Here is a 25178-nt window from a genome sequence, read left to right on the forward strand (position 1 = left end):
TCAGTTGGCGAATGCCTCAAGTAAAAACAACGCACTCTTCCTCTTCCTGGGGTTGATGGTGGTAGCCTTCCTGCTCGTGCCGGATCAGGCCCACGCTGGTACTGGTGGTACAGCGTTTGACGACGTATGGGTAACTCTCAAGGATTGGACCCAAGGTACTTTGGGTCGAATCGTTGCGGGTGCGATGATCCTGGTCGGTGTTGTTGGTGGTATCGCTCGCCAGAGCCTCATGGCTTTCGCTATGGGTATCGGTGGCGGTATGGGCCTGTACAACTCCCCGACCGTAGTGGAATCCATCATGTCTGCTACTCTGGAACATGCAGAGAAGGTCATCCCGGCTGTTGTGCAACTCAGCAATGGCCTGGGGGTGTAAAAGACACCTTGCCGTTAATCAACGGGTGATAGGGGCAGCCTAAAAGCTGCCCTTATTTTTTGGCAAAAAGTCCAGTCATAACAAATTCCAACTATTTCCTTATTTGCTCAAAAAGGGCACTTCCACAGCCCATGTTTATGCACTCCCTCCCGTAACCTCCAGCATTGGGTTCTTGTAACTCAAAACGAATGGAGAATGCGATGATCAATTTCAAGCCTAAAATTCCGGCGATGCTTGGGGCTCTGGCGGTTCTTACCGCTGGTGCTGCTCATGCAGAGCTGCTGGAATACACCTTTAAGGCTCCAGATGGTACGCAACGGTCTCTGACTCCGAATGCCAACTATGCCAACCCAACGGGCAATATCTCGTTTGCCTTGAGTGCCGGTATCGACCGAAAGGTAAAGATTTCGGTGATTCGGTCGGATGGAACAGTGGTTTCGACAGCGACCAGCCACCTTCTTGGGGCTACTGATCGCATCACAGTGGGTGGAAAATCCTACTATGGTGCGGAACTTCAACTACCGGCTCCTTCCGAGGGAGTCTACAAACTAAGGGCCGAAATACTGGCGTCAGACGGAAGTTCCGTTCAGACTGATGAATACCCGCTTCAAGTCGATACGACAGCGCCAAGTTTGGCAAACGTGACAGTAAAAGGGGAATGGAACCGGGCGCTTTCTGATGGAACGCTACTGCGAGGTCCTAACCGATTTTCAGGTATAGATGTGTCTGCATCTGATGCCGGTTCTTCGGTTTCCTCTATACAGGCGTATGCTGTAGATAGCAAAGGCAAGAGGAGTCCTGTTGTCTCGGTTAATTACGCCAACGGCCAAGGCCAGTTGTTGAACTGGAGCACTGTGTTCCCTAATGGGGAGGATCTATATACGCTTCATTTCGAGGCCCTGGATAAAGCAGGGAACAAAGGGTCAATAGCCTATCCTATTGCTTGGGATTCAGTAGGTGCAAAGTCTGGAGAGAATCCTGAGCCAGTAGCAGTGTATGACCCTAAGAACCCGCAGGCCTCAACTTTTAAGGTTAATGGTCAGGCCCTATCAGGTTTTGCGCCTTATCAGAACGGAATGACCATTTATTCCGATACCTACAGGGTGCTCTACCGGATACCCAAAACAAACTCCTATCCTTCTTCACCTTACGGTGCTCAAAGCGGTAACTGGTGTGATTATAAAAACTGTATTGAAGGCAATATCATTGCCGAAGACGGTACATATGATTATCGGCAGACGCAAGCTGATGTATTCCAGCAACATGGGACAAAAACTAAGTCGTTTATTATTTACGACTGGGTTATGAACTCTCTTGGTAATACATCCGTCAGTGTGAAAGCTGATCCATCGGTTAGCTTGGCTCCCATCGGTAAGTATGTTGAATATCTTAGGGATGATGGTCAGTGGGTCCGCGGTGAAACCATTAATATGAGCTCAGTTAACCATTATAAAAAACTGAGATTTCATGTTGAGCCGAGACCTTACGCTCAGGAGTTATGGGGATCTTGGTTGCCTACTACTAAAATTCCGGCAAATGCTTCTTATGCAGAAGTGGATACGGATATATCGTTCAGTGGGCGCTCATGTTCATGGCCTGGATATTGGTCTCGACCGGAAGGGAAGCCTGAACTTCCGTCTGATCGGATTGGGGCAACGTTCTGCTATGACCTTAACCCTCCTGAAATTGCTGGGTTAGAACGAAATGGGCGGATTTTTAAAGCTCATTTCCGTGAGCCTGATTCATTTGACGGTTGGGGTGTTAACCAGTGGGTTATTTCTAACAACTCAAGTGCGTCTGCGATAACCTCGACTGGCGAAGAACGTCCGTTGTCTCGTACTGAAGTTCTTCGTAGTAGCACAAATGATTGGTTTTTCACATTTTCTGCTGAGAATCTGTCAGAGGGCACATATACCGGCATATCTCTCGTAGCTAAAGATGCTTTCGGTAATGAGGTTAAGCAGGTATTCACTGGCTCCCAATATGCTATGAGCATAGATAATTCAGCGCCGACACTAACCGTATCGATCAGTGATGGAGCACCAATCCAGTCTTTGGATGATGTTGTAATCACCTTGACTGATACTGCCGACCCGAGTCCTAAGCTGACCTCTATTGCCCTCGTCGGAGGCCCAGCCGATGACAAGGTGCAGTTGTCTTGGCGTGAGGAGTCGAAAGGTCGATTCCGCCTTGAGTACCCGGTAATGTTCCCGTCTTTGAAGGAAGGGGAATCTTACACGCTGACTGTTTCCGGTGAGGACGCACAAGGCAACGCGGTTCAAAAGGCGGTTGGCTTCGAGTACAAACCGCGTCAGGTGATGCTGGCGGATGGGATGGATGGCAAGGTTATGGTCCCCGCTGTCACTCATGAATTTGTTCATGCAGATGGCAAGCGGATCATCGAGACCAAGCCGCTGACGCTCAGTGATGGTGCTGTCGTGACAGGTTCATACGACGTGTTTGCGACCCTCCGTTCTGATGCGAAAGTGCCGCTGGTGGTGAATGGGGTGCGTATCGAGCCGGGCCAGACAATGGGGATCATGAGCCAACATGATTTCGGTGCGTCAGGTGGTCGTTTGAGCATTCCGGTTAAACCGGCTGTTCCTGATGTGGTCGGCTCTTCCAGTCTTCTTGTCATGACCTCCGCGCCGAACTCACCCATCTTGGTTGTGGACATCAATACCTGGAAAGGGACGGCCAAGCTCTCGGCTGAATCATGGACAATTCGCCAGGTTATTGACCCGGTGAAAATCTATGCCCTGCCAGAGTCGGGTGTGCCTTGCCGGTTCACCACGAAAGAGGATGTGGCTATGGCCGCAGACCCAATTCGTGACCCGGTGTGTTTGCTCCAATGGGACAGAACTCCGGATGAGGCTGAACAAACTACGCAGGACAACAACGGGATGAAAGTTGCCGGGCTGGTGGGGCAGGCTGTGAGCATTGGTGAACAACCTGTCGAATACAGCCTGTACCTGTTCAGTGGTGACGGTTCCAAGGTAAAAGTTGGGTCTGGCTCTCAGAACCTGACGGTAACTACTGCCTATGGCTCTGTTGGTTACACCCCGATTGATGACATTGCTCAGGTGAATCGCGTCATTGAAGACTTTGATGTGAACTTCAAGCAGAGCAAAGGTCCTGATTGTTCAATCACTCTCAGTGCTGACCGTGCGAAAAACGAGGCCGCGAACAAAGCTGTTGGCAGTGCAAGCCGCACCTGTCTGTTCGAGTGGCAGCAGATCCCCGATGGACTGGTCCAAGACCCGTTATCGGAATCTCCTTCGTTGTCAGGTTCCCTGGCCGAGAACGGTGATCACCCTCTGGGGTGGCGGGTAAGTATTTTCACCCGTAACGGCACTCGGGTGACGTTGAACGACGAGACTTTCAATGTCGAAGCGGTTGACCCACCAGCTCCGACCGTTGAACTAGCCTCCGACTACAACTTCAAAGACAACATCTACTTGGTGCCGATGACAGGTAACTACCTGGGTGATGCCATTATCAACTCTGAACGAGCTGATCTGGATATTGCCATATCGCGCAACTCTGATGTTCTTGAGTCTGAGACCTTCACTCCGGGATGGGGTGCCACCAATAAGGTGTATCGCCGCATCAATACCGATGAGCGAGCGTTGTGGGAGGAGACCACCTACAAGGTGAACGCGGCCTACAACAAGGTGCCTGATGTGAAGACTGAGGTTGTCTACCGGGCTATCTCTGCACCTTCTGACAGTATCCGTCCTATCGTTGAAGTTAAAGGTGATACCGCGATTGACACCCAGGCATTGCCGGTTAGGGTTCTCATCCGTGATCAGTACAAACCTGATGGTGACTATGACGCTAACACGATGGGGGTGTGGAAAGTACGCCTGATCCAGCAAAAGGCCTACAACGAGACGGTTGCGCTCACTGATTATGCGGAAGCATCGAACGGTGAAGCTCAGTTCTCAGTAGACCTGTCTGGTGTGGATACTTCCTCCGTCCGTATCGCTGCTGAGGCTGTTCTGGAAAGCCCTGTTGAGGGTTACAACCGCACAGAGTTGTCTATCAGACCTGCCTTCTTGACAGTGCTTCGTGGTGGTGCCATCGGTGCTGGCGTGGAGGCTCGCAAGTTGTCTGGTGAAGCTCCGTTCACTGCTGTGTTCAAGCTATCTTTGGACGACCGTCAGGATCTCCGGGCTACCGGCCAGGTTGTGTGGGAAACCAGTAAGGACGACGGTAAAACCTGGGAGCAGTTCATCCCAGAAGATCGATACAAGTATCAGCTTGTGAAGACCTTCGACAAGGGGGAGTACCAGGTTCGGGCCAAGGTGGTGAACGTCAACTCAGGTGCGGAAAAGTACACCGAAGCGGTCAGTGTTGTCGCTTACGACAAACCTGATATTGCTGTTATCGGCCCGACCACGTTGTTTGTCGGAAGTGAAGGCAAGTACACAGCGAACCTGACGTTGAACGATGAGCCAATCTCCGGTGGCAATGCCATTGTTGAGTGGTCTACTGACGGTGGCAAAACCTACGCGCAGACAGGGGATAGCATCACGCTTTCGAGCGATGAAGAAACCCGATACCGCCTGTGGGCTCGTGTGCGCTCTGCCACTGCACCGGCTGATGACGGCTATGCCTATGAAGTTGCGAAAACGGCAGTTGACTTCCGAGCAGTGAAGGCCCCCCGTCCTTACGTGACAGGGCCGCGAGTCATTGAGACCGGTAAGAAGTATGTGTTCAAAGCCGAAACCAGCCTGCCTTACCGTGGGATGGACGTGAAGCTGAACGGGTTCTTCACGCTGCCTGATGGCTCAATTGTGCAGGGTGATACTGCTGAGTACGTGCCTTCGGACACTGACCTCAACCAGGCTACTGTAGAAACGAAGTACACCACCTGGATCGAAGGATACCGAGATCAGGGTGCAGAAGCCTCGCATAGCCTACGCTCCCGCGTGTGGCAGTATGTATGGCCGAGCTTCGGAATGCAGGTCAGGAAGAACGCTGACGTGGCTCCTGCGACGATCACCGCGTCAGTGCGGCCAATTGCCTTCAACGGCAAGCTGGAAGAACCGACCTACGAGTGGGAGTTGCCGGAAGGCGCAGTGATTCAGGATCAGCGGCAGGATATTGTCCGGTCCTTTGTGATCAATGAGCCGGGCGATTACAACATCAAGGTGACTGTCCGTGATGCTCGCGGCCATGAAACCGTGATCGAGCAACCGCTCAAGATCGGCCAGGCAGAGCCCTATGCTATCGACCTGCAATACTCTGGCTCGAACAAATACGAGCGTGAGCCTCTGGATGTGCTGTTGCGACCGTACATTTCTGGCGGCCACCCACGCGACCGTATTTCGACTCGCGTCTACTCGGTAGATGGTACGCCGTTGGAAAGCAGCGGTTACTACGGCAGAGCAACTCTGGGCGCTGGTGAGCACAGCATCAAGCTGAAAATAACCTCAGAAATGGGGCATGAAGCTGAGGGCGAGGTGAACATCAATGTGGCAGAGAACAAGTTGCCTGCATGTAGCCTGAGCTCACGAGAGACCGTTGGGTCGTGGATCGTTTATGCGAACTGCGAAGATACCGATGGCCGCATGAAGTCCTACGAATGGACCATTGCCGGTGAGTTGCAGAGCATCAGCTCTGATCGAGTGACTATCAGCAAGGGCACCTATGAAACGATGCCGACCATCTCTCTGGTTGGGGTCGATGACTCTGGTGGCAAATCCGAAGCTGTTACCATGAACTAAGGTTCATTCCTCTCAAAGCCCGGTTCAGACCGGGCTTTTTTTTGTATCGCGCTGGAATTGTCCAAATTGGGCTATTACAGAGGCGAGTCTATTTCCCTCCCCCGGATACACTGCCCAGCATCCAGTAATCCAATCTTAGGGGATAGACATGCGGACAAAATTACTCGGGGCGCTGATGGTGTTCGGGATTATTACCGGCACGGCTCATGCGTCATCGAAATTGGAAATCACCGATCCCAGAGCGGCGAAGATAGAGGACATCGTAGAGCTACCCATCAAAGGGGTTCGAGCCGTCCAAAGTGATGGGCAGATCATGTTCCTCTCTGAAAACGGGCGATTTGTTATTTCAGGACAAATCTACGACCTGTGGAGCAAGAAGCCCCTCAACACGATGTCCCAAATGAGGGATGTAGCGGAGCGTATCCACTTCAAGAGCATGGGCATGGATGTGGACACGCTGAACACCGTTTCGATGGGGCGTGGTGACAAAGAGGTGGTGGTCTTTGTCGATCCTAGATGCGCGGTTTGCCATCAGCTCATGGGTGATGCCAAATCGCTGGTGGATGATTACACCTTTAAATTTATCGTGATTCCTGCTCTGGGTGCTGAGTCCAACCGCTTGGCAAAGAACTTGTACTGCGCGAAAGACAAAACCCACGCGCTCGATGCGCTGATGAACAACACCTTGGGTTCCCTTCCTTCAAAAGAAACCTGCGACCCCGGCCAATACGATCAAACGCTGCTGACAGCTCATTTCATTGGGATTGAGGGCGTTCCGTTCGTGGTTGCTCCGGATGGTCGTGTCAGCAAAGGACGTCCGAAGAACCTGAAATCATGGTTGGAGAGTGTTGAATGATCGTAACCATCAAAAAGAAACTCGAAGAAACGTTGATCCCGGAGCACTTGCGAGCTGCCGGGATTATTCCTGTCCTGGCCTATGACGAAGACGATCATGTCTTCCTTATGGATGACCACAGTGCAGGCTTTGGTTTCATGTGTGAGCCCCTGTGTGGTGCCGATGAAAAAGTTCAGGAGCGAATGAACGGTTTCCTGAATCAGGAGTTCCCGTCGAAGACTACGCTCCAGTTTGTTCTGTTCCGCTCCCCGGACATCAATCAGGAGATGTACCGGATGATGGGGTTGCGTGATGGCTTCCGTCACGAGCTGCTGACATCTGTCATCAAGGAACGGATTAACTTCCTCCAGCACCACACGACAGAACGCATATTTGCCAAGACCAACAAAGGTATCTACGACAATGGCTTGATCCAAGACCTCAAGCTGTTCGTTACGTGCAAAGTCCCCATCAAGAACAATAACCCGACTGAAAGCGAACTCCAGCAGCTCGCACAGCTTCGCACGAAGGTCGAATCATCGCTTCAAACCGTTGGTCTGCGTCCCCGCACAATGACGGCGGTGAACTACATCCGGATCATGAGCACCATCCTGAATTGGGGGCCGGATGCTTCATGGCGACATGACTCTGTGGATTGGGAGATGGATAAGCCCATCTGCGAGCAAATCTTCGATTACGGCACTGATGTGGAAGTCAGCAAGAACGGCATCAGGCTGGGGGACTACCACGCGAAAGTCATGTCAGCGAAAAAGCTGCCTGACGTTTTCTACTTTGGTGATGCGTTGACCTATGCCGGGGATCTCAGCGGCGGCAACTCCAGCATCAAAGAAAACTACATGGTTGTGACCAATGTGTTTTTCCCTGAGGCAGAAAGCACGAAAAACACTCTGGAGCGCAAACGCCAGTTCACTGTAAACCAAGCCTACGGGCCGATGCTCAAATTCGTGCCGGTGCTGGCGGACAAAAAGGAGAGCTTCGACACTCTCTATGAGTCCATGAAAGAGGGGGCTAAGCCAGTCAAGATCACCTACTCGGTGGTTTTATTTGCTCCAACCAAAGAACGTGTTGAAGCGGCGGCGATGGCCGCACGAAACATCTGGCGTGAATCTCGGTTCGAGCTGATGGAGGATAAGTTCGTTGCTCTGCCGATGTTCCTCAACTGCCTGCCATTCTGTACAGACCGGGATGCAGTGCGAGACCTATTCCGCTACAAGACCATGACAACCGAGCAGGCGGCTGTGGTCCTGCCGGTGTTTGGGGAATGGAAGGGGACCGGGACCTATCATGCAGCGCTGATTTCCCGCAACGGCCAGCTCATGAGTCTGTCTCTTCACGACAGTAATACCAACAAAAACCTGGTGATCGCAGCCGAATCCGGCTCGGGTAAATCGTTCCTTACCAACGAACTGATTTTTTCCTACTTGTCCGAGGGTGCTCAGGTCTGGGTTATTGATGCCGGTAAGTCCTACCAGAAGCTGTCGGAAATGCTCAATGGCGACTTCGTTCACTTTGAAGAAGGAACGCACGTCTGCCTCAACCCGTTCGAGCTCATACAGAACTACGAGGACGAAGAAGACGCGATTGTCAGCCTCGTTTGTGCAATGGCGTCGGCCAAAGGCTTGCTGGATGAATGGCAAATCTCTGCGCTGAAACAGGTCCTTTCTCGCCTGTGGGAAGAGAAAGGTAAAGAGATGAAGGTTGACGACATCGCTGAGCGCTGTCTGGAAGAAGAAAACGACCAGCGCCTCAAGGATATTGGTCAGCAGCTCTACGCCTTTACGTCGAAAGGTAGCTACGGGAAATACTTCTCTCGCAAGAACAACGTCAGCTTCCAGAACCAGTTCACTGTACTGGAGCTCGATGAACTGCAAGGGCGTAAGCACTTGCGTCAGGTTGTACTGCTCCAGCTTATTTACCAGATCCAGCAAGAAGTATTCCTGGGTGAACGTAACCGCAAGAAAGTCGTCATCGTGGATGAGGCCTGGGACCTGCTCAAAGAGGGCGAGGTCTCGGTCTTCATGGAACATGCCTACCGCAAATTCCGTAAGTACGGTGGCTCCGTTGTCATTGCAACGCAGTCCATCAACGACCTCTATGAGAACGCAGTGGGCCGCGCCATCGCGGAGAACTCGGCCAGCATGTACTTGCTCGGCCAAACCGAAGAAACCGTGGAATCTGTTAAACGTAGCGGTCGTCTGACCCTTTCAGAGGGCGGGTTCCACACCCTCAAGACGGTACACACCATCCAGGGCGTGTACTCAGAAATCTTTATCAAATCGAAGAGCGGCATGGGCGTCGGACGCTTGATAGTGGGCGACTTCCAGAAGCTGCTTTATTCGACCGATCCGGTGGACGTTAACGCCATCGACCAGTTTGTGAAACAAGGCATGAGCATTCCTGAGGCAATCAAGGCCGTGATGCGAAGCCGTCAGCAGGCTGCATAACCAGGGAGACAGTAATGGACATTAAATCAATCGCAATCGCCGCCATTCTCGGTGCCGCTGGTGGCTTCGGCGGTAGCTACTACGTGATGAGCGAACAAACGGCAAGCATCCATCAGCGTTTGAATCAAACCCCGCCAGTGGTCGTGGTTGACTTCGCTAAAGTGGCGTCGGCGTATCCCGCTGGTGCCTCTCAGGAGGAAGTTGAAAGACTGATGGTCAAGACCAATGACGCAATTTTGAAGTTGAAAGACGCAGGTTATTTGGTCCTTGACGCAAGTGCTGTCGTCGGTGCTCCAAGTGACGTGTACCTCCCTGATGAGGTGCTGAAATGAATTTTCCACTCAAGAAGTATTTCGTCAAAAAGGAATCCTGGAAGCGCTTCGGGGTTAAGGCCGGTGTGACACTACTGGTTCTTTGGGCTGCTGGTGCGGCCTTTGCCAGCCGCTACCGTATTGGCATTGATCCACAACAGGAGAAGTGCCTGCCGGGTTACACCTTCTTCCTCATTGATCTGAACGACCAAACTCTGGAGAGGGGAGCTGTTTACGCCTTCCAAGCCAAGAACATGCAGCCTTTCTACAAGGACGGGACTCGCATGGTCAAAATCCTCACCGGTATGCCGGGGGATAAAGTCGAGATCAACGATAAGTGGAAGATCACCGTCAATGGTGATGTCGTCGGAGAGGGGCTCCAGCTCGCAGGGAAACTACATCTGCCAGAGAGCCACTTTTACGGCAAGACCACGCTGAAAGAGAATAACTACTGGTTTATGGGCAAAAGCCCATTCAGCTTCGACTCACGTTACTGGGGGACTGTGAAAAATGATCAGATCATTGGCCGCGCATATCCCCTGTTCTAAGAGCGTTCTGGTGGCGTTGATATTCTCTGTGGCTGGCGGGGCATACGCTCAAGAGTCTCCGCTCACAGAGCAGGATAAGGCGCTTATTGAGAAAGGAAAGCAAATTGCCCAAAAGGCCCAGAAGATGGAAATGCCATCTCTGTTGCAAAACCAACACATGGACGAGGCTCAGGCCGAAGCCAAGGCATTTTTCAAGCAGCTCCAAACTACTAACCCAACGCTCAAGGAGATGCACCGGAAACAGGCTGAAAAGGGTATCTACTCTGACCATCGGATACTGGTTTTCGCCTCGTTGTCTCTTGGCGAACAGGGGTTAGATGACGTCCTAACGGCGGTGTCAGGCCAGCCTGATTCTGTAATTGTGTTCCGTGGCATCCCGGAAGGAATGAACTTGGGGCAGGGAGTTAAAGCTATTCAGGCGCTCGCGGCCAAAAAAGACCCAGTGCCGAACATCATCATCAACCCTACGTTGTTCAAAACGTACAACATCACAGCCGTTCCCACGATTGTGATGCTGGAGGATGAGCCGCTGCCTGGCGAACAACCAAACGTCGTCGCCCAGGTCTCCGGGTTGTCCGACCCGGTATGGTTGGCTCGGGAAGTGGATAACGGAGAAAAAGGCGATCTCGGCGTTAAGGGGCCGGTGGAGAAAATCAGTGAGCCAGACCTTATTGATGTTGCCAAGAAACGCCTTGCCAATATCGACTGGGAAGAGAAGAAGAAACAGGCTATAGAGCGCTTCTGGACCAAGCAGAATTTCAATGAGCTGCCCAGAGCGCCAAAATCTCGAACACGAGAAATTGACCCTAGCGTCATGATCACCAGTGACATCAGCACTCCGGATGGCACTGTGTTCGCTCACGCGGGTGACGTGATCAACCCATTGTGCGATCCGAAGGAAGTTTGCAAGCCTGGAACGCGGCCATTTACCCAAGCGGTCGTAGTTTTCGACCCGCTGGACAAAAAGCAAATGGAGCTGCTCGCCAAGAAGCTGCCTGAAATTAAGCAGGAACCTGGCGTACAACGGATTACCTATATCGCCACAGAGTTCGACAAAGACAAAGGCTGGGATTCCTACAAGAGTGTCACCGACAACTTTGACGCGCCGGTATATCTGCTGACGCCAGATCTGATTACCCGGTTCGAGCTGGAGCACACACCGAGCGTCATTACTGCCAGAGGCAAGAAGTTTGTTGTCCGCGAACTTGCTGAGGAGGGCGGTGAATGATTTTTGCCCCGGCTTTCCAACCAATTAAAGACGTCGGCACAGGTTCGTTTGTCGCTGCTGAGGTACTGGCTCGTTGGTACGACGAAGGCCGGGTTCTTACACCATCCTCTCTGTCATCACCTCCTTATTGGGGGCTGGTGGATATGGAGATGGCACGGTTCATTCAGGACAACCTTCATTATTGCTTGGATCTGTACCCAGCTCTTTTTCTGAATGTCTCTGAACATACTTTGCAATCAGACGTCATTTTCAAAGCGTGGTGGAGGGTTGTCCGCGACATTGCTAAGAATCACTCATCACGGCTTGTCATCGAGATTACCGAGGGCATTCAGGATGCCTCTCTCGCATTGAGATGGGAGGCTCTTACCGAAATAGGGGTTGAGCTGGCGCTGGATGACTATGGAGACAAAAACTCTTCGCTGGAGCGCCTGAGTCGTTATGACTGGCACTATTGCAAGTTTGACGCGAGAAGACTGCGGTCGCTTGAAGACTACTCGGCCATCCTCCACTGCCGCCGAAAAGGCATACAGCTCATTGCTGAGCAGGTGGAGAGCTTCCCATTGGGGGAGAGCGCCAAATTACTTGGACTGTCATGGCAACAAGGTTTCTATCACGGGAAGCCTGCTGTCATGGAGAAACACTTGAATTACGTAAAGGCCTTACCATGATGCAAAAAATTCTACGGGTCATTGCCGTTAGCGCGGTCTTTTGGGTTCGTTCGGTATCGGCTGACCCTGGGTGCCAGAATGCGGAAGTAATCGGCGGAAAACTGATTACTGACATCTGCTGGAGCTGTATTTTTCCCATCAAAGTAGCAGGGGTTCCTATAAGTGGTGGAGGCGGATCATTCCCGAGTGAAGCCGTAAGCAACCCTCTGTGTATGTGCGAGGATAATCTAGGGGTCCCTCGGCCTGGAGTCACCACTTCTATGTGGGAGCCAGCACGGCTTGTTGAATTTCAGAGAGTGCCTGGCTGCTCATCTGTCTTGAATGGTGTCAGGTTCCCGTTTGATAGGACTAACCAAGGGCATCATGGCATGGGAGACATGGATGGTGGTGATGGTTCTTTTATGCACTATCACTACTATGCGTTTCCTCTGTTGGTGATGCTCGATTTATTTATTAAGCAGACCTGTAATGCTGATGGGTATATGGATCTCGACATCATGTACATGTCGGAGCTCGACCCGACCTGGAACAATGATGAGCTCGCTTTTTTTACCAATCCAGAGGCGGCGGCAGTAGCAAACCCAATTGCGGCGGCTGCGTGTACTGCTGATGCTGTCTCATCAACCGCTGGAAAACCTTTAAAACAGCTTTTCTGGTGTGCTGGTTCATGGGGCACCCTGTATCCATTTAGTGGCAACCAGAATGGTGGAAAAGGTGTTATCCGCGATAGCAGTCTTCTTAGCACAAGGGTTCTGGCTGCTTTGCATCGCCGGGGGTTAGCGTGGAAGACAATGGGTTCTGAGGCTATGTGTAGAGGTGTTATTAGCCCAACACTACCCAAAACGCAGTACAAATTCACGCTATTGCATCCGGTTCCAGAGACAAACTCATCTCACGTAATTGGCGAATCCACTCTTACGTGGGGTCTGGCGCGAACTATACCGGCAATTGGGCAAGACCCTATTTACACCATCTGGCGATGGAATGATTGCTGTAACAATTGAGCAGACCCTAACGAATTTGCACGGGCATTTTAGATTATGCCCCAAAAGGGCCACTACACGTACAGGTGGCCCTTGTCTTCTCAGATAGCATGGGAAGGTTGAAATGGAGAACACAATGCGAAGTCATAATTACTTTATGAAAGCTGTGGCCTCGCTGTTGACAGTAACCATGTCTGCGCTGCCGATACATTCCTACGCTAACGGTAGCCAAGACCAGGACATCACAGCGGTGGGTAAAGAGGCCCAGGCTTTCGGACAAAACCTCTCAAACTCATTCAAGTCGAGCTCGGGGACTGTGCAAGATGGCACAATCTCTATGCCGACGTTGAAAGACGGTCAATTCCAAATGAACGGGGGGAGTCAGATTAATGTCAATGATCTATTCCCCGGAACGAGCGGGACCAACAATAAACCTGATAGTTATTACTTCCCTGATGCCAATAAACCTGATGTGGGCGGTCTGCAAGGCATTTACGACTCTGGCGATGACATGGACAGCGTGGGGAATAATGCAAAAGGGTCGCTGTGGAGTGATGCCAATAGTGCTAATCCATCAATCTCTGGTGCGGCATACAAGGTTCTTCTCGATGCCTCTAATCGATCACGCCCTGATTTCAGTAATGACCCTGTACTAAATCTAAGCAAAAAGACCTATGAGGATATGGACCTCATCGCAGGTGGCTTTGGGGATTGTTCTGCCGAAACAACCATCAATCAGAATACTATCAACGCCCACATTCCAGAGTATGAACGGTGTCAGCGTGTTGTAGATCAAAGCGCGGACTGTGAGGTTGTCCATGACTACGATGCCTCTGTGGTGAAGCACTATGATGGTCCATATAACCTCAAATCTTGTGGAGAAGGCTGTACTGAGTTGTGGATTGGCCGAGTTGGTAACGACTACTGGAGTGGCAACTGTTCGATTTATGAGGAATACACGCGGGTCCAAGTCAGTAATCCAGACGCCATAGTGTCTGCAACTCTTGAGTACGCCAAGTGGGATGACTACATGCAAGTTTGGGTTGGTAAATCAGGTCAGGAAACTAAAGTATGGTCCGGCCCTGACGGCAATTTCCCTCCAGAAACGGCTGGCCGATGTGAATTGTCAACAAGTTGGGAGCGAAACCCTAATATTGATGTCACTCCCTATTTCAAGAATGTGAAAGATGGTGATGTTGTTACGTTTAAGATCCGCGTTTCAGTAACTGGCGCAGGTGAGGGTTTTGGCCGCATAAAGCTACGCTATGACCCATCAAAAGCCATTACCAAGGATGAGTGGGCTCCACAGAGCTGCATGGATTCAGCCAAAGGGGTTGTAGATGGTTTTGCGGAAGGCGAGATCACATGTATAGATGACCCGACTGATGCTACGGGCTGCACAGTCATCAATGGGATCAAAGTTTGCGAATCTCAACTCAAGCCGTCACCTTTGCCTGGTATTCCAAAACTATGCAAAAAGGTTCGAGTTAAAGCTGACTATGACTTTTATAAGGGGCAAATGGACTGCTGGACAGACCCTCAAGGTGAAACGCACTGTCCGGTAAACACGGGCGGGAATCTCGATAGCTGTCAGAAATATGAAGAAAACCCTCAGTGCGGCTTCATCAGTTCCAAATGTGTTGATGGTGCTCAGGGAAGTTCTGGTACGTGCTACGTCCACGAGGATACTTATGACTGTGGTACAGATGTTTCTGTTCCGACCTTGGAAAAGGAAACTGAGTACCAGTGCGGTGGGCCTATACGCTGCATGGGAGATGACTGCCTTGATTTGACCAAAACACAAAGCACTGATTTTGCTCGCGCTACTGCGTTGCTCAATGCAGCCCAATTCATGACGCAGGATATGAGCTGCACAGGCCAAGATGGGGATGACAATCCTACCGGGGATGAAAACGTTATTTGCTCTGCTTTTGCAGGGGAAGCTGGCGAATGCAAGATAGCTGTTGGGGGAGTTTCTGATTGCTGTGAAAAGCCAACCAATATATCTCTTGCCGATTATCTGAACCTAATAATGGCCGTTCCAAAGCTCGATGGCGCAGTGATGGGGCTGACTGATGGTAATGCGCTTAAAGGTGCTTATCAGGTACTTAGGGAACCTGCCCTTCAAGGGTGGACAGAAGTCACAAAACCGTTCACAAGTTATATAGAGAACGTTTCAGGTGCTGTTGATTCGTTCTTCCAGCCTGTAGAGCAGTTTGTTGATCAACTCATTGACCAGCTCAAAGAGCAAGTCAAAGAAGTGATGATGGATGTCATGAAATCAGCAGGCCAAGATGCAGCAACAGAGCAGGCGGCTGCCGCAGCATCTGAACAAGCTGCCGAAGCAATGATGGAGACTGCGACAACATGGCTTAGCACTGCCATGACGATATATACCGTCTATGTCGTTGCGATGGTGATGATCCAGATGATTTATAAGTGCGAGGAAGAAGAGTTCACTATGAACGCCAAAAGAGCGCTCAAGAATTGCACCTATGTAGGCTCTTATTGTAAATCTAAGGTGTTGGGCGCTTGTATTGAAAAAAGAGAAGCGTATTGCTGCTTCAATTCTCCGCTCTCTCGTATTATACAAGAACAGGTTCGCCCTCAATTGGGGCAGAACTTTGGAGACCCCAAAAATCCTCAGTGTGAAGGGATTCCACTAGATAAAATTGCCGAAATTGATTGGAGCAAAATTAATTTGGATGAGTGGCTTGGGATATTACAGCAGAACGGTAAATTCCCTGATCCGGCCTCAATAAATCTCGACTCGCTGACTGGAGCAGGGAATGACTTCAATATTGACGGGACGCGGAAGAATGCTCAGGAAAGGGCGTTGGAGCGGTTGGAAGGGATTGATATTGACGCGAAGCGAAAAGAGGCGACAAACAGCATAGACCCTCAAACAGGCGCGCCAACTGGTGGTGGTGGATAAAAAAAGGGGCCTTTCGGCCCCTTTCTCATGTAGATTGATTACGCTTCTGGGTAAACAAATAACTCTGCTTTTCCCTGATCAAGAAGGTAAGGGAAAGCAACTTTTTCGCCATTATCCAGCTCAACCGATTTTGGAGCAAGGTAGAGGTAGGCCCAAGCTGGTAGCTGTTTGCTAATAGCTGCGTAGATCGCTTGCTGAGGAGCATGGCTTGCTGCCCCATTACCGACATTCACAAAGTTGTATGCGGTCTCATGGCCTGATGTGAAGGCATACGCTGTACCTTGAACGCCAGAGACAAAATTAGGAGCTGACCCTAGGCGAGGCTCCACGATTTTCACCTTAACGGAACACATGTCAGCTACCTTACTTTGTCCGTTCACCCACGTCGGGCAACCCCATTCATTCTTGTAGAACTGATAGGTTAGGCGACCATCTTTGTCATACAGAAGCGTGAAATTGGCACCCAAATCAGTCAGCGCTGACTCAATGGAAACTTTCACATGTGAAAGAAATTTGGCCTGAGCGTCTGCCGGTGAAACTGCTTCGTTAGCAGGCATCCAAGCGATCAAGCTATTGCGAGCGCCATGCTGTTTGGGGCCGATAGCCCAGTTCGCAAGGTTGACCAAGCCACCTTGCCAGTCGGTCATTCCGAGCTGAGGGGACATGTAGCCAGACAGCACGTAGGCTGCCCCAAACGTTTTGGTGTCGGTCAGACGCTCCAGCTTGTCACGCGGAACAGAAGCGTCTTGGATGCCTGTTACCAGGCCACCGGCCTCCGCGATGTTGTAAGCGCGACTGTGATTGGTTTTGTACGCTGTGGGTTCGTAACTGCTGGTGGATGCACAGCCAGATAGAGCTGCTACAGCCAGAGCCACGGTGGTGATTAAAGCCTTTTTCATGTTGTTCTCCGTTCTTACCTGAGTTGAATCTGATTTACTTCGATAATATCACAGCATCAAAAAATGCAACCATAAAAGACAAAAAAAAGCCCCTCGGGCGAGGGGCAAAGGTTTGGGCTGGGTTATGCTGCTTTTGTTTTCTCGGCTTCGTCTGCGATTTCCTTGTCGCCGGTTGCAGATTCCGGAGCGGCTTCGGCCACTTCACCTTCTTTGCCTTTGCTGTGGGCGGAAATGCGAGCCCGTTTCTCGATGCCGATGATTCGACCGGCCAGCTTGATGAGGCGTTGCTGCCATTGGTAAGTGGCGTCGGTGCGCTGCTTGCTGGTCAGTACGGTGTTCAGCCAGAGAGTGTCAACGATCCCCATCAGGGTATCCAGTTTGCGGATCAGGTGTGCAAACTGAGCAACCTGAGGAGAGTTGATCTCGATGGTGTATTCATTCGGGTTGGTGTAGCCGGGCATCATGTCGATGCCGTTGTCTTCCATCAGCTTGTTGAGCTGGGCGGTAGCTTTGTCCAGGTCTTCGGAGACCTTGGAAATGTGTTCCAGGATGACGGTTTCAACCTGGTCGATTTCGTCCTGCTCACCGATGATGCGAAGGATCACGTCGATGGAGAACAGGGAGTTGGAAACTCGCTCAAAGCTGCGTTCCATGACGCGCTGAGCTTGGAGGCTGTTTACTTTCAGAACTTGCTTGAAAACAGGGCGAGAGTAGTGGTTGCTGCGGTCGTTGTTTGTGTCCAGTGCTACTTGTGCTTCTGCCATTAGAGATACTCCTAAATTTGAGGTACAGATAAACGCACTGGAAAGGATAAATGCGGTCAATCTGTAACCTGACCTCTCGAAGTGCCCAAAATGGACAGTTACAGCGTTTTCTGTTTAGCAAAGGTGAGCTATATTTGAATCATCTTAGTCGCTCTGCGGCTATAGGTGAGATAGCTGGTCTCCGAAAACAAACAGCATCTAGTCTTATGCCGTATGGCATTACTTAACCCCAAGCCGGGGGCTTCTCCCGGTTTTCGGGTGTTGCCCCTGTTTTTTTACATAGGAGCAACACCATGCACATCATCACTTTCATTGTAGTTCTGCTTGCATCTCTGGGCGCACTGTACGTAGGCGCGAAGGCATTTGCTTTTTCCTTCATCGTTCTCGCTAAAGTGTTCCAGCGTATCGGTTTGTTCCTTTGGAACAAATTCGCAGTTCCTGCAATGCGGTCTGTACAGGCCGTCATCAAAGAACGTGCTGCCAAGGCTGAACAAGCCAAAGCAGTCGTTGAACCTGAGGTAACTCAAGTTCAAGAAGTCGCTAAACAAGAACCTGACTGGGATTATCTCGAAATCCCGACTTACCTTCGTAAGGGCAAGGAACTTGTTTGGTAATAACTGTCGCTGAGTAATCTTCGACACTTTCAAACCCATCGGGGCAACCATACCCCGACGGGGATGTTGCCCCTTTTTGCTTAGGAGCAACATCATGGAAATCGCTATCATCGCTTTGTGTATCCCTACTGGTTGGGCAATCTCTCGTCCTTTCGTGAGAATCGCTGAATCGTTCGGTTACTGCTGATAGTCAACGCAAAGGGAGGGGGCAACCCCTCTCTTTCTGGTCAAGCCTCTGTGGCTTGTCCTCAAAGTCTTCTGGTGTCAGTTGGCTTTGACGACAAGCTACAGGGGGAATGTCGAATGCAACAGAATCTTCATGTTTACGACGATCACGCAGGCATCATCTATCTGGCTGATGGACGCGAGGTGAAATTTGATCCGAAACTGTATTCCAGCTCCTACCAGGCGCACAGTGAAGCAGTGAAGTGGGCCAAAGAAACCGGGGTCATTGGTCAAAACGACGATGTGGTGATGTTCGTCCATTGAGGGAGTGGCCTCCAGGAGAGGCTACTCTCCTCGCTCCTTAAAAGTCTTCTTACTCATGGTGAATACCATCAGTAAGCAGATTTTGTTCTCTTCGGAGAGCGAAAAGTGCGATAGCTGGTCGCCAAAAACAAACAGCAAATTAACGTTAATTTACTAGCCCAACCGGGCGCATCCGCCCGGTTCGGGACGTGGTGCGCCTGTCACAATAGGAGCGCACCTATGTCTCAATACTCTCAATTCTCAGTAAGCAAGGTTTTCGGTATGCCCAGCATTCCGGAGAAGGTAACGGCCATCGGCTACGCTGACGGTTCAAACCCTTTCATCCCTGCCACTGATACCAACTACGTTTTCCGCAAAGAGTTTCTGCGAGAGGTCTTGGCCTATCTCAAAGAGCCTGGCGGTGACGCATTGTTCGTAACCGGCCCTACCGGGTCTGGCAAAACCTCAGGTATCACCGAGATCGCTGGTCGTCTCAACTGGCCTGTTCAGCAAATCACTGCCCACGGGCGGATGGAGCTGACAGATCTGATTGGACATCACGCTCTGGTCGCGGAAAAGCCTGGTCAACCACCTGTCATGAAGTTCATGTATGGACCTCTGGCAGTCGCTATGCGTGAAGGTCATCTGCTCCTCATCAACGAGGTGGATTTGGCCGACCCTGCCGAGCTGGCTGGTCTCAACGATGTCCTTGAAGGGCGTCCCCTTGTGATCGCTCAGAATGGCGGGGAAATCATCAAGCCGCACCCGATGTTTCGTGTGGTCGTTACTGGTAACTCTACGGGGTCCGGTGATGCTTCTGGTTTGTACCAGGGGGTGATGATGCAGAACCTCGCAGCTATGGATCGCTATCGTTTCACCAAAGTAGGGTATGCGGATGAGGAAGCTGAACTCAGCATTCTTGGCCGTGTTACTCCGAAACTTCCGGAAAATGTGCGGAAGGGAATGGTTCGGATTGCTAATCAGGTCCGCAAACTGTTTCTTGGCGAAAACGGTGAAGATGGTCAGATCAGCGTCACCATGTCCACTCGGACGTTGGTGCGTTGGGCGAAACTGTCTCTAGCGTTCCGTGGTGCCCCAAATGCTCTTGAATACGCCCTGGATCAAGCTCTGCTTATCCGTGCGGCCAAAGAGGAGCGTGAAGCCATCCTGCGTGTTGCGAAGGATGTGTTCGGGGACCAATGGCGCTAAGGGGTGACGCATGAAGAAAAATGACTGTTTGTGCCGTCGTTACACTGCTAAAGAGTGGGGCAATGACGAAACCACAATAGAAGTCTTCATTGGCTACAAGTTGCTCCGGGAGCCCAGCTCCTCGGAGCCAGGCCAATTCACGATGGTCGAGCTACGCCGAACCGTCACTGATGGGAAAGCTGAAAATTGGTCTGAGACAAAGCTCGAAGGACCTTTTGAAGCTAACGGCCCAGACACGATCCCAATGTCCTACAAGGACAAAGAAAGCCAGTATGTGTCACAGTTTCTCAGCCAGGGGTACACCTTTCTGGATGAGGTGCTGGTAAACGCAGAGACACAGACGGTGCTGGAAGGGGGGAATGTTTCAGCCGGACAAACAGCCAGCTTGGGATCTCTCAACTGGCTGTTATCTCCGCCCTCTGAGTTACCTCCAGGTGACATAAACCTCTTCAAAGGTTTTGTTGCTGGGGTTTTTGCCAAAGGAGCCGGTTTAATCGGCTTTGAGGTTGCTCGGAGCGAAGGCTCAAATGACTTGCTACCCAGTGTGCTGATGCGTACTGACAGCGGTTATGAGCTTGGGGTTAGCACTGGACTAGGCGAAAACACTATCCATCCAGCTACGCTGGAAGGCGCTGGTGAACTCCGCCCGGAACATGGTCACAAACCCCTGCTGATGTTGGTTTACCTGCAACAGCGTTTCGCGGATGACTTTTCAAACGTAGAGAAGCCGCTGGTGGCATTCTGTGATGAACAGGGTGATACCTTCGACTACGAGCGTTTTGATTCACTAAAACCCCTCATTGAACGGTTTGGTTTCAGCTACGACGAAGTAAGAGCAGATGCAGAAAGGCTTGGCCTTGTATCTGAGCTGATTCGCCTGGCAGAGATCGACGCCGAACAAGAGGATCACTTTTTTTAACCCTTACGGGGGCTTGCTCCCCGAAAGGGGCGTTGGCCCTCTCCAAATAACTTGGAGGTCATGATGTCTAAAGGCGTCAACAAAGTAATTCTGGTCGGTAATCTCGGTTCTGACCCGGAAATTCGCTACATGCCAAGCGGAACTGCCGTTGCCAACTTCAACGTTGCAACAACGGATACGTGGCGCGATAAGCAGTCTGGCGAGCAAAGAGAGCATACTGAGTGGCACCGTATTGTGCTTAAAGGTCGTTTGGCAGAAGTCGCTGGTGAGTACCTGAAAAAGGGCTCCCAAGTCTATCTCGAAGGGAGCAACCGCACCCGGAAGTGGACTGACAGCCAACAAATCGAGCGCTACACCACCGAAGTACACTGCGTTGAAATGCAGATGCTTGGTGGTCGTGGAAATGCACCTCAGGACAACTCTCAACGTGCAGCGCCCCAAAAAGGGCAACGTACAGGAGCCGGTACGCAATCTGCTCCTGTGCAGCAATCAGCACCGCAAGGTGGTATGGGCGGAGGCTATGGTCCCGCTCCTGATGGCTGGGATGATGACATCCCGTTCATGCGGCTGCACCACTTGGCTGGCGGGTAACACCGCCAACTCTTACTAAACCCCACGGGGGCACTCATGCCCCGAGGGGGTCATGGTGTCCTCAAACCGTTCATTCGTGAATTGGAGAAACACCATGTCTGATAACAAATCTCTTGTAACCCGTATCGCAAGCCGGTTTGGCGTGGACACCCGAAAGTTCTATGAAACTTTGAAGGCGACCGCATTCAAGCAGCGAGATGGAAGTGCCCCGACCGATGAGCAGATGATGACGCTCCTGATCGTGGCTGAACAGTACGGTTTGAACCCTTTCACTCGGGAAATCTATGCGTTTCCTGACAAGCAAAATGGGATCATTCCGGTAGTAGGTGTTGATGGTTGGAGCCGCATCATCAACGAGCATCCCCAGTATGATGGCGTCGAGTTCGTGTATTCGGACAAGATGGTCAGAATGCAGGGGGCGAAAGTTGACTGCCCTGAGTGGATTGAATGCGTGATTTACCGTAAGGACAGATCTCGCCCTATCCGCATCAAGGAGTTCATTGATGAGGTGTACCGTGAACCGTTTCAGGGTCAAGGTCGCAATGGTGCTTACACTGTTGATGGCCCCTGGCAAACGCACACCAAGCGTCAACTCCGGCACAAGTCGCTGATCCAGTGTTCTCGTGTCGCATTTGGTTTCTCTGGTATTTATGACCAGGATGAAGCTGAACGCATCCGTGAAATGGAGCAGGCATCGGCCATTAACCCGGCTATTGCCAATCTCCCTTCACCATCTCAAGTTCAAAGCCAAGAGCCTTTGGCTATTGAGCACAAAGAGCTTGACCCGATCCTAACCAAACTCGCAAATCGCGCCATTGCTGAAAACGCATGGTCTGCGGCGCATGAGTATGTGAAGGGACGGTATGAAGGTTCGGAACTGCAATATGCGACTCAATTCCTTCGTGACAAGGAGATGGATCAAATGGAGCCTCCGAAACCTGACTACCAGGAAGCGCACGAGCAAGAGTCCGCCGCTGGTGGTTCTGCAAATGCTGAACCTGGTGCCGAAGAAATGCCGCCTTTGAGTGACGAGGACATGATCCCTGTTACAGAAGAGGAGGGCGCGGAAGGCAGTTACTACTAACCCCAACGGGGGGGACTCCCCCGCTGGGGGAGATCTCCCTCCTAACCATTGGAGAGAGGTCCATGAAAATAGTCAACCTATCGCAACGAGAGGAAGATTGGCTTGATTGGCGGCGTCAAGGTGTAACAGCCACTGACGCCGCTATCCTGCTCAATCGGTCTCCGTACAAAACACGATGGAGACTGTGGGCCGAGAAGACTGGGTATGCGCGTGAAGTCGATCTGAGTCTTAATCCGCTGGTTCGCCGGGGGATAGAAAACGAAGATGCTGCAAGACGCGCTTTCGAGGAGAAGTATGATGACATGCTGCTCCCCGCCTGTGTCGAATCGGTTCAATACCCGCTCATGAGGGCCTCCCTGGATGGCCTGAGAGATAACGGGGAGCCCGTCGAGCTGAAAAGCCCGAGTGCGACTGTCTGGGAAGATGTTTGTGCTGAGAAAGCAAACAGCAAGGCATACCAGCTTTATTACCCGCAGGTGCAACACCAGCTCCTGGTAACGGGGGCCAAGCAAGGCTGGTTAGTCTTCTACTTTGAAGGTCAGATTCAGGAGTTTCCAATACTCCGAGACGAAGCCATGATTCAAGAAATCTTGGCCGAGGCTAAAAAGTTCTGGCAACAGGTAGTAGACAAGAAGGAGCCCGACAAAGATCCAGAGAGAGACCTGTACATACCGCAAGGTGAAGAGGTCAACCGTTGGATTGCTGCTGCTGAGGAATACCGCCTCTATGATGCTGAGATTCAGGAGCTGAAACAGCGACTGTCTGAGCTTCAAGAAAGGCAAAAGCCTCATCTCGACACCATGAAGTCCCTCATGGGGGAATACTTCCATGCCGACTACTGCGGTGTGATGGTAACGAGATACAAAGCGGCTGGCCGGGTAGACTACAAAAAGCTGTTGGCTGATAAGGCGTCAGGCGTGAAGCCTGAGGATGTTGACCAGTACAGAGAGAAGTCATCAGAGCGGTGCCGTGTAACGGTTACTGGCTCTGTGAAGCCACGGTACATTGTTGATGAGGACGTGCTTGCTCCTCTTGATGATTTGCCGGAAGAAGTAGAGACGTTCTACTGGTGAGTGGGGGATTTTCCCCCGCTTTCCCTTGGGGATTCTGGGAGTCTCCAACGGAAAGCAAGATTTTGTTCTCTTCGGAGAGCGAAAAGTGCGATAGCTGGTCGCCAAAAACAAACAGCAAATTAACGTTAATTTACTAGCCCAACCGGGCGCATCCGCCCGGTTCGGGACGTGGTGCGCCCCCAACTTTTTGGAGTGCATCATGACTAAAGTGAACCATCTACAAAGCCTCTGTGTTATCCACGTAGACTTTGACATCTGGAGTGGACAAACCCGTTTGTCTGCATCTGATCTCAAGCTGGGCGAGGGTGGTGAAATTCCACCTGAGAAAGTAGCTCAACTGGGAAGTAAGAAGATCTGTGATCCGGCTAAGCTGAAAGGCTTTCATCGCCTGAAAACAGAAACTCGTCGCCTCCTGCTGAAATTCGGTATGCCGTTCATGAACGGATTTGCCGTACCCGTCAGCAAGACCGATGAAATCTGTAACAAGCTGAATGACATAAACTTTCAGTTTAACCAACTGAAACAGGATTTCATCAAAGGTTACAACAAAGCCGTGGATGAATGGTGTCAGGAGAACCCTGAGTATGAACGAGCTATCCGTGCCGGAGCCCTTCCAAAGGAAACGGTCGAGGAGCGGATTGGCTTTGAGTACCAGGTGTTCATGATCCAGCCTGTGAACGAAGATGAGGCCAACGCCAAACGCCTTAACCGCAAGGTTGAGCGCTTGGGTGACGATCTCATCTCCGAAGTGGTTCAGGAAGCGAATAAGTTCTATATGGAACGTTTGGCCGGTCGAGACCAATGTGCGGTCACTACTCGGCAGACACTCCGTAACATCCGCGACAAGGTGGATGGGCTTAGCTTCCTGAACAGCGCTTTTAACCCTCTGGTCAAGCTGCTCGACCAAACCCTCCGGGGATACGAGCAACATGCCGATGGCCGAAACATCGTTGCGCCTTTCTTTTATCAGGTCGTGGCCGCAGTGCTGATCATGAGCGAGAGGGACCGCATCGAGCAGTATGCCAATGGCTCGATTACTGTAGAGGGCATGGCTAATGACATTGGCGGTTCGGGAGCCCAGATGGGGGACCGTTCTAAAGATGAAAAGGCCGAACAGAAAAGCGATAAAGCCGGTGAGCTTATCCCTGCAACAGAGGGTGGCGAAACCAAGCAGCAACAGGTAGGTGGTACTGAATCTGTTCAATCAGAACAGACTAACAGCGGTGGTAACGCTGTTGACCTGGATGAAGACATCGACAACTTCTTCAAGAGTTTTGCAGAACGAGGCGAGGGTGAATCGGAAGATGAATCCAATGCCGGTGATGTGGTTCGAGAAGAGCGCGTTGATGTTGAGGATGAGCCGGTTTTGCCTGAGGAAACTCCGGTAGAGCAAGAGCCTGTCCAAGAGGAGCCGACAGAGGAGCCTCTCAACCAGGAGCTGCCTAAAACTGACGACGATGGCGACTATTTCTTCTAATA

Annotated in this window: 20 protein-coding genes; 18 read left to right on the plus strand and 2 right to left on the minus strand. The window is 51.3% G+C overall.

Going from position 1 to position 25178, the window contains the following annotated elements; all coding sequences use genetic code 11:
* Nucleotides 1–55: 55 nt before the first annotated feature.
* From traA to traN, 10 genes are all read left to right on the plus strand, one after another.
* Nucleotides 56–373 carry a TraA family conjugative transfer protein gene (gene traA / locus GTH24_RS20785; protein ID WP_064754699.1) on the plus strand — a complete coding sequence of 106 codons (318 nt, stop codon included), beginning with the start codon at nt 56–58 and terminating at the stop codon, nt 371–373.
* Between the two features lie 200 nt (nt 374–573).
* Entirely contained in the window at nt 574–6105 is a 5532-nt protein-coding gene (locus GTH24_RS20790; RefSeq protein WP_000606833.1) for an Ig-like domain-containing protein, read from the plus strand.
* Between the two features lie 148 nt (nt 6106–6253).
* Complete coding sequence (locus GTH24_RS20795) at nt 6254–6961, plus strand: DsbC family protein (protein WP_001259347.1); 708 nt, start codon at nt 6254–6256, stop codon at nt 6959–6961.
* On the plus strand, nt 6958–9405 hold the full coding sequence (traC, locus tag GTH24_RS20800) for a type IV secretion system protein TraC (RefSeq protein ID WP_000637386.1): 2448 nt from the start codon (nt 6958–6960) through the stop codon (nt 9403–9405). The genes GTH24_RS20795 and traC overlap by 4 nt, the downstream gene beginning before the upstream one ends.
* A gap of 14 nt (nt 9406–9419) precedes the next feature.
* Nucleotides 9420–9737: a hypothetical protein gene (locus GTH24_RS20805; protein WP_000351984.1), complete on the plus strand. Its 318-nt coding sequence runs from the start codon at nt 9420–9422 to the stop codon at nt 9735–9737.
* A complete protein-coding gene (locus GTH24_RS20810; protein WP_001010738.1) occupies nt 9734–10264 on the plus strand; it encodes a S26 family signal peptidase in 531 nt (176 codons plus the stop codon). Before GTH24_RS20805 ends, GTH24_RS20810 begins: the two co-directional genes overlap by 4 nt.
* Nucleotides 10227–11492, plus strand: coding sequence for a TrbC family F-type conjugative pilus assembly protein (locus tag GTH24_RS20815; RefSeq protein WP_000621288.1), 1266 nt, complete (start codon nt 10227–10229; stop codon nt 11490–11492). Before GTH24_RS20810 ends, GTH24_RS20815 begins: the two co-directional genes overlap by 38 nt.
* Nucleotides 11489–12160 carry an EAL domain-containing protein gene (locus tag GTH24_RS20820; RefSeq protein WP_001337754.1) on the plus strand — a complete coding sequence of 224 codons (672 nt, stop codon included), beginning with the start codon at nt 11489–11491 and terminating at the stop codon, nt 12158–12160. The genes GTH24_RS20815 and GTH24_RS20820 overlap by 4 nt, the downstream gene beginning before the upstream one ends.
* Nucleotides 12157–13164, plus strand: coding sequence for a TraU family protein (locus tag GTH24_RS20825; protein WP_000983283.1), 1008 nt, complete (start codon nt 12157–12159; stop codon nt 13162–13164). The genes GTH24_RS20820 and GTH24_RS20825 overlap by 4 nt, the downstream gene beginning before the upstream one ends.
* A gap of 115 nt (nt 13165–13279) precedes the next feature.
* Complete coding sequence (gene traN / locus GTH24_RS20830; RefSeq protein WP_001256487.1) at nt 13280–16078, plus strand: conjugal transfer mating pair stabilization protein TraN; 2799 nt, start codon at nt 13280–13282, stop codon at nt 16076–16078.
* A 38-nt stretch (nt 16079–16116) separates the two neighbouring features.
* On the opposite strand, the gene GTH24_RS20835 is transcribed toward traN, so the two are convergent.
* Together GTH24_RS20835 and GTH24_RS20840 are read right to left on the minus strand one after the other, a co-directional pair.
* Nucleotides 16117–16977 (minus strand): hypothetical protein, encoded by an 861-nt coding sequence (locus tag GTH24_RS20835; RefSeq protein WP_000709517.1) that lies wholly within the window; start codon nt 16975–16977, stop codon nt 16117–16119.
* A 122-nt stretch (nt 16978–17099) separates the two neighbouring features.
* Nucleotides 17100–17741, minus strand: a complete 642-nt coding sequence (locus GTH24_RS20840; RefSeq protein ID WP_000796664.1) for a hypothetical protein — start codon at nt 17739–17741, stop codon at nt 17100–17102.
* Between the two features lie 293 nt (nt 17742–18034).
* On the opposite strand from GTH24_RS20840, the gene GTH24_RS20845 reads away from it, so the two are divergent.
* From GTH24_RS20845 to GTH24_RS20880, 8 genes are all read left to right on the plus strand, one after another.
* The gene (locus GTH24_RS20845; RefSeq protein WP_000547566.1) at nt 18035–18355 is read left to right on the plus strand and encodes a hypothetical protein; all 321 of its coding nucleotides are present in this window, start codon (nt 18035–18037) and stop codon (nt 18353–18355) included.
* A 303-nt stretch (nt 18356–18658) separates the two neighbouring features.
* Nucleotides 18659–18844 carry a hypothetical protein gene (locus tag GTH24_RS20850; RefSeq protein WP_001186917.1) on the plus strand — a complete coding sequence of 62 codons (186 nt, stop codon included), beginning with the start codon at nt 18659–18661 and terminating at the stop codon, nt 18842–18844.
* 219 nt (nt 18845–19063) lie between these two features.
* Nucleotides 19064–20032 carry an AAA family ATPase gene (locus GTH24_RS20855; RefSeq protein WP_000085162.1) on the plus strand — a complete coding sequence of 323 codons (969 nt, stop codon included), beginning with the start codon at nt 19064–19066 and terminating at the stop codon, nt 20030–20032.
* A 10-nt stretch (nt 20033–20042) separates the two neighbouring features.
* Nucleotides 20043–20951: a hypothetical protein gene (locus tag GTH24_RS20860; RefSeq protein WP_000739139.1), complete on the plus strand. Its 909-nt coding sequence runs from the start codon at nt 20043–20045 to the stop codon at nt 20949–20951.
* 60 nt (nt 20952–21011) lie between these two features.
* Entirely contained in the window at nt 21012–21542 is a 531-nt protein-coding gene (gene ssb / locus GTH24_RS20865) for a single-stranded DNA-binding protein (RefSeq protein WP_000987165.1), read from the plus strand.
* Nucleotides 21543–21636: 94 nt separating this feature from the next.
* On the plus strand, nt 21637–22626 hold the full coding sequence (gene bet / locus GTH24_RS20870; protein WP_001282585.1) for a phage recombination protein Bet: 990 nt from the start codon (nt 21637–21639) through the stop codon (nt 22624–22626).
* Between the two features lie 62 nt (nt 22627–22688).
* Nucleotides 22689–23699: a YqaJ viral recombinase family protein gene (locus GTH24_RS20875; RefSeq protein WP_000706865.1), complete on the plus strand. Its 1011-nt coding sequence runs from the start codon at nt 22689–22691 to the stop codon at nt 23697–23699.
* A 199-nt stretch (nt 23700–23898) separates the two neighbouring features.
* Nucleotides 23899–25176, plus strand: coding sequence for a DUF3150 domain-containing protein (locus tag GTH24_RS20880; RefSeq protein WP_000170086.1), 1278 nt, complete (start codon nt 23899–23901; stop codon nt 25174–25176).
* The last annotated feature ends 2 nt before the right edge of the window (nt 25177–25178 follow it).

Origin of the sequence: Proteus vulgaris, from assembly GCF_011045815.1 — a bacterium.
In the GTDB taxonomy this organism is placed as follows: domain Bacteria; phylum Pseudomonadota; class Gammaproteobacteria; order Enterobacterales; family Enterobacteriaceae; genus Proteus; species Proteus vulgaris_B.

What these genes read in the sequence shown, in the direction of transcription:
- GTH24_RS20820 (WP_001337754.1), top strand. Translation starts at nt 11,489, where the DNA reads ATGATTTTTGCCCCGGCTTTCCAACCAATTAAAGACGTCGGCACAGGT.
- GTH24_RS20810 (WP_001010738.1), top strand. Translation starts at nt 9,734, where the DNA reads ATGAATTTTCCACTCAAGAAGTATTTCGTCAAAAAGGAATCCTGGAAG.
- GTH24_RS20805 (WP_000351984.1), top strand. Translation starts at nt 9,420, where the DNA reads ATGGACATTAAATCAATCGCAATCGCCGCCATTCTCGGTGCCGCTGGT.
- GTH24_RS20850 (WP_001186917.1), top strand. Translation starts at nt 18,659, where the DNA reads ATGCAACAGAATCTTCATGTTTACGACGATCACGCAGGCATCATCTAT.
- GTH24_RS20835 (WP_000709517.1), bottom strand. Translation starts at nt 16,977, where the DNA reads ATGAAAAAGGCTTTAATCACCACCGTGGCTCTGGCTGTAGCAGCTCTA.
- GTH24_RS20860 (WP_000739139.1), top strand. Translation starts at nt 20,043, where the DNA reads ATGAAGAAAAATGACTGTTTGTGCCGTCGTTACACTGCTAAAGAGTGG.
- traN (WP_001256487.1), top strand. Translation starts at nt 13,280, where the DNA reads ATGCGAAGTCATAATTACTTTATGAAAGCTGTGGCCTCGCTGTTGACA.
- GTH24_RS20795 (WP_001259347.1), top strand. Translation starts at nt 6,254, where the DNA reads ATGCGGACAAAATTACTCGGGGCGCTGATGGTGTTCGGGATTATTACC.
- ssb (WP_000987165.1), top strand. Translation starts at nt 21,012, where the DNA reads ATGATGTCTAAAGGCGTCAACAAAGTAATTCTGGTCGGTAATCTCGGT.
- bet (WP_001282585.1), top strand. Translation starts at nt 21,637, where the DNA reads ATGTCTGATAACAAATCTCTTGTAACCCGTATCGCAAGCCGGTTTGGC.
- GTH24_RS20880 (WP_000170086.1), top strand. Translation starts at nt 23,899, where the DNA reads ATGACTAAAGTGAACCATCTACAAAGCCTCTGTGTTATCCACGTAGAC.
- GTH24_RS20840 (WP_000796664.1), bottom strand. Translation starts at nt 17,741, where the DNA reads ATGGCAGAAGCACAAGTAGCACTGGACACAAACAACGACCGCAGCAAC.
- GTH24_RS20825 (WP_000983283.1), top strand. Translation starts at nt 12,157, where the DNA reads ATGATGCAAAAAATTCTACGGGTCATTGCCGTTAGCGCGGTCTTTTGG.
- traA (WP_064754699.1), top strand. Translation starts at nt 56, where the DNA reads ATGGTGGTAGCCTTCCTGCTCGTGCCGGATCAGGCCCACGCTGGTACT.
- traC (WP_000637386.1), top strand. Translation starts at nt 6,958, where the DNA reads ATGATCGTAACCATCAAAAAGAAACTCGAAGAAACGTTGATCCCGGAG.
- GTH24_RS20790 (WP_000606833.1), top strand. Translation starts at nt 574, where the DNA reads ATGATCAATTTCAAGCCTAAAATTCCGGCGATGCTTGGGGCTCTGGCG.
- GTH24_RS20855 (WP_000085162.1), top strand. Translation starts at nt 19,064, where the DNA reads ATGTCTCAATACTCTCAATTCTCAGTAAGCAAGGTTTTCGGTATGCCC.
- GTH24_RS20845 (WP_000547566.1), top strand. Translation starts at nt 18,035, where the DNA reads ATGCACATCATCACTTTCATTGTAGTTCTGCTTGCATCTCTGGGCGCA.
- GTH24_RS20875 (WP_000706865.1), top strand. Translation starts at nt 22,689, where the DNA reads ATGAAAATAGTCAACCTATCGCAACGAGAGGAAGATTGGCTTGATTGG.
- GTH24_RS20815 (WP_000621288.1), top strand. Translation starts at nt 10,227, where the DNA reads ATGATCAGATCATTGGCCGCGCATATCCCCTGTTCTAAGAGCGTTCTG.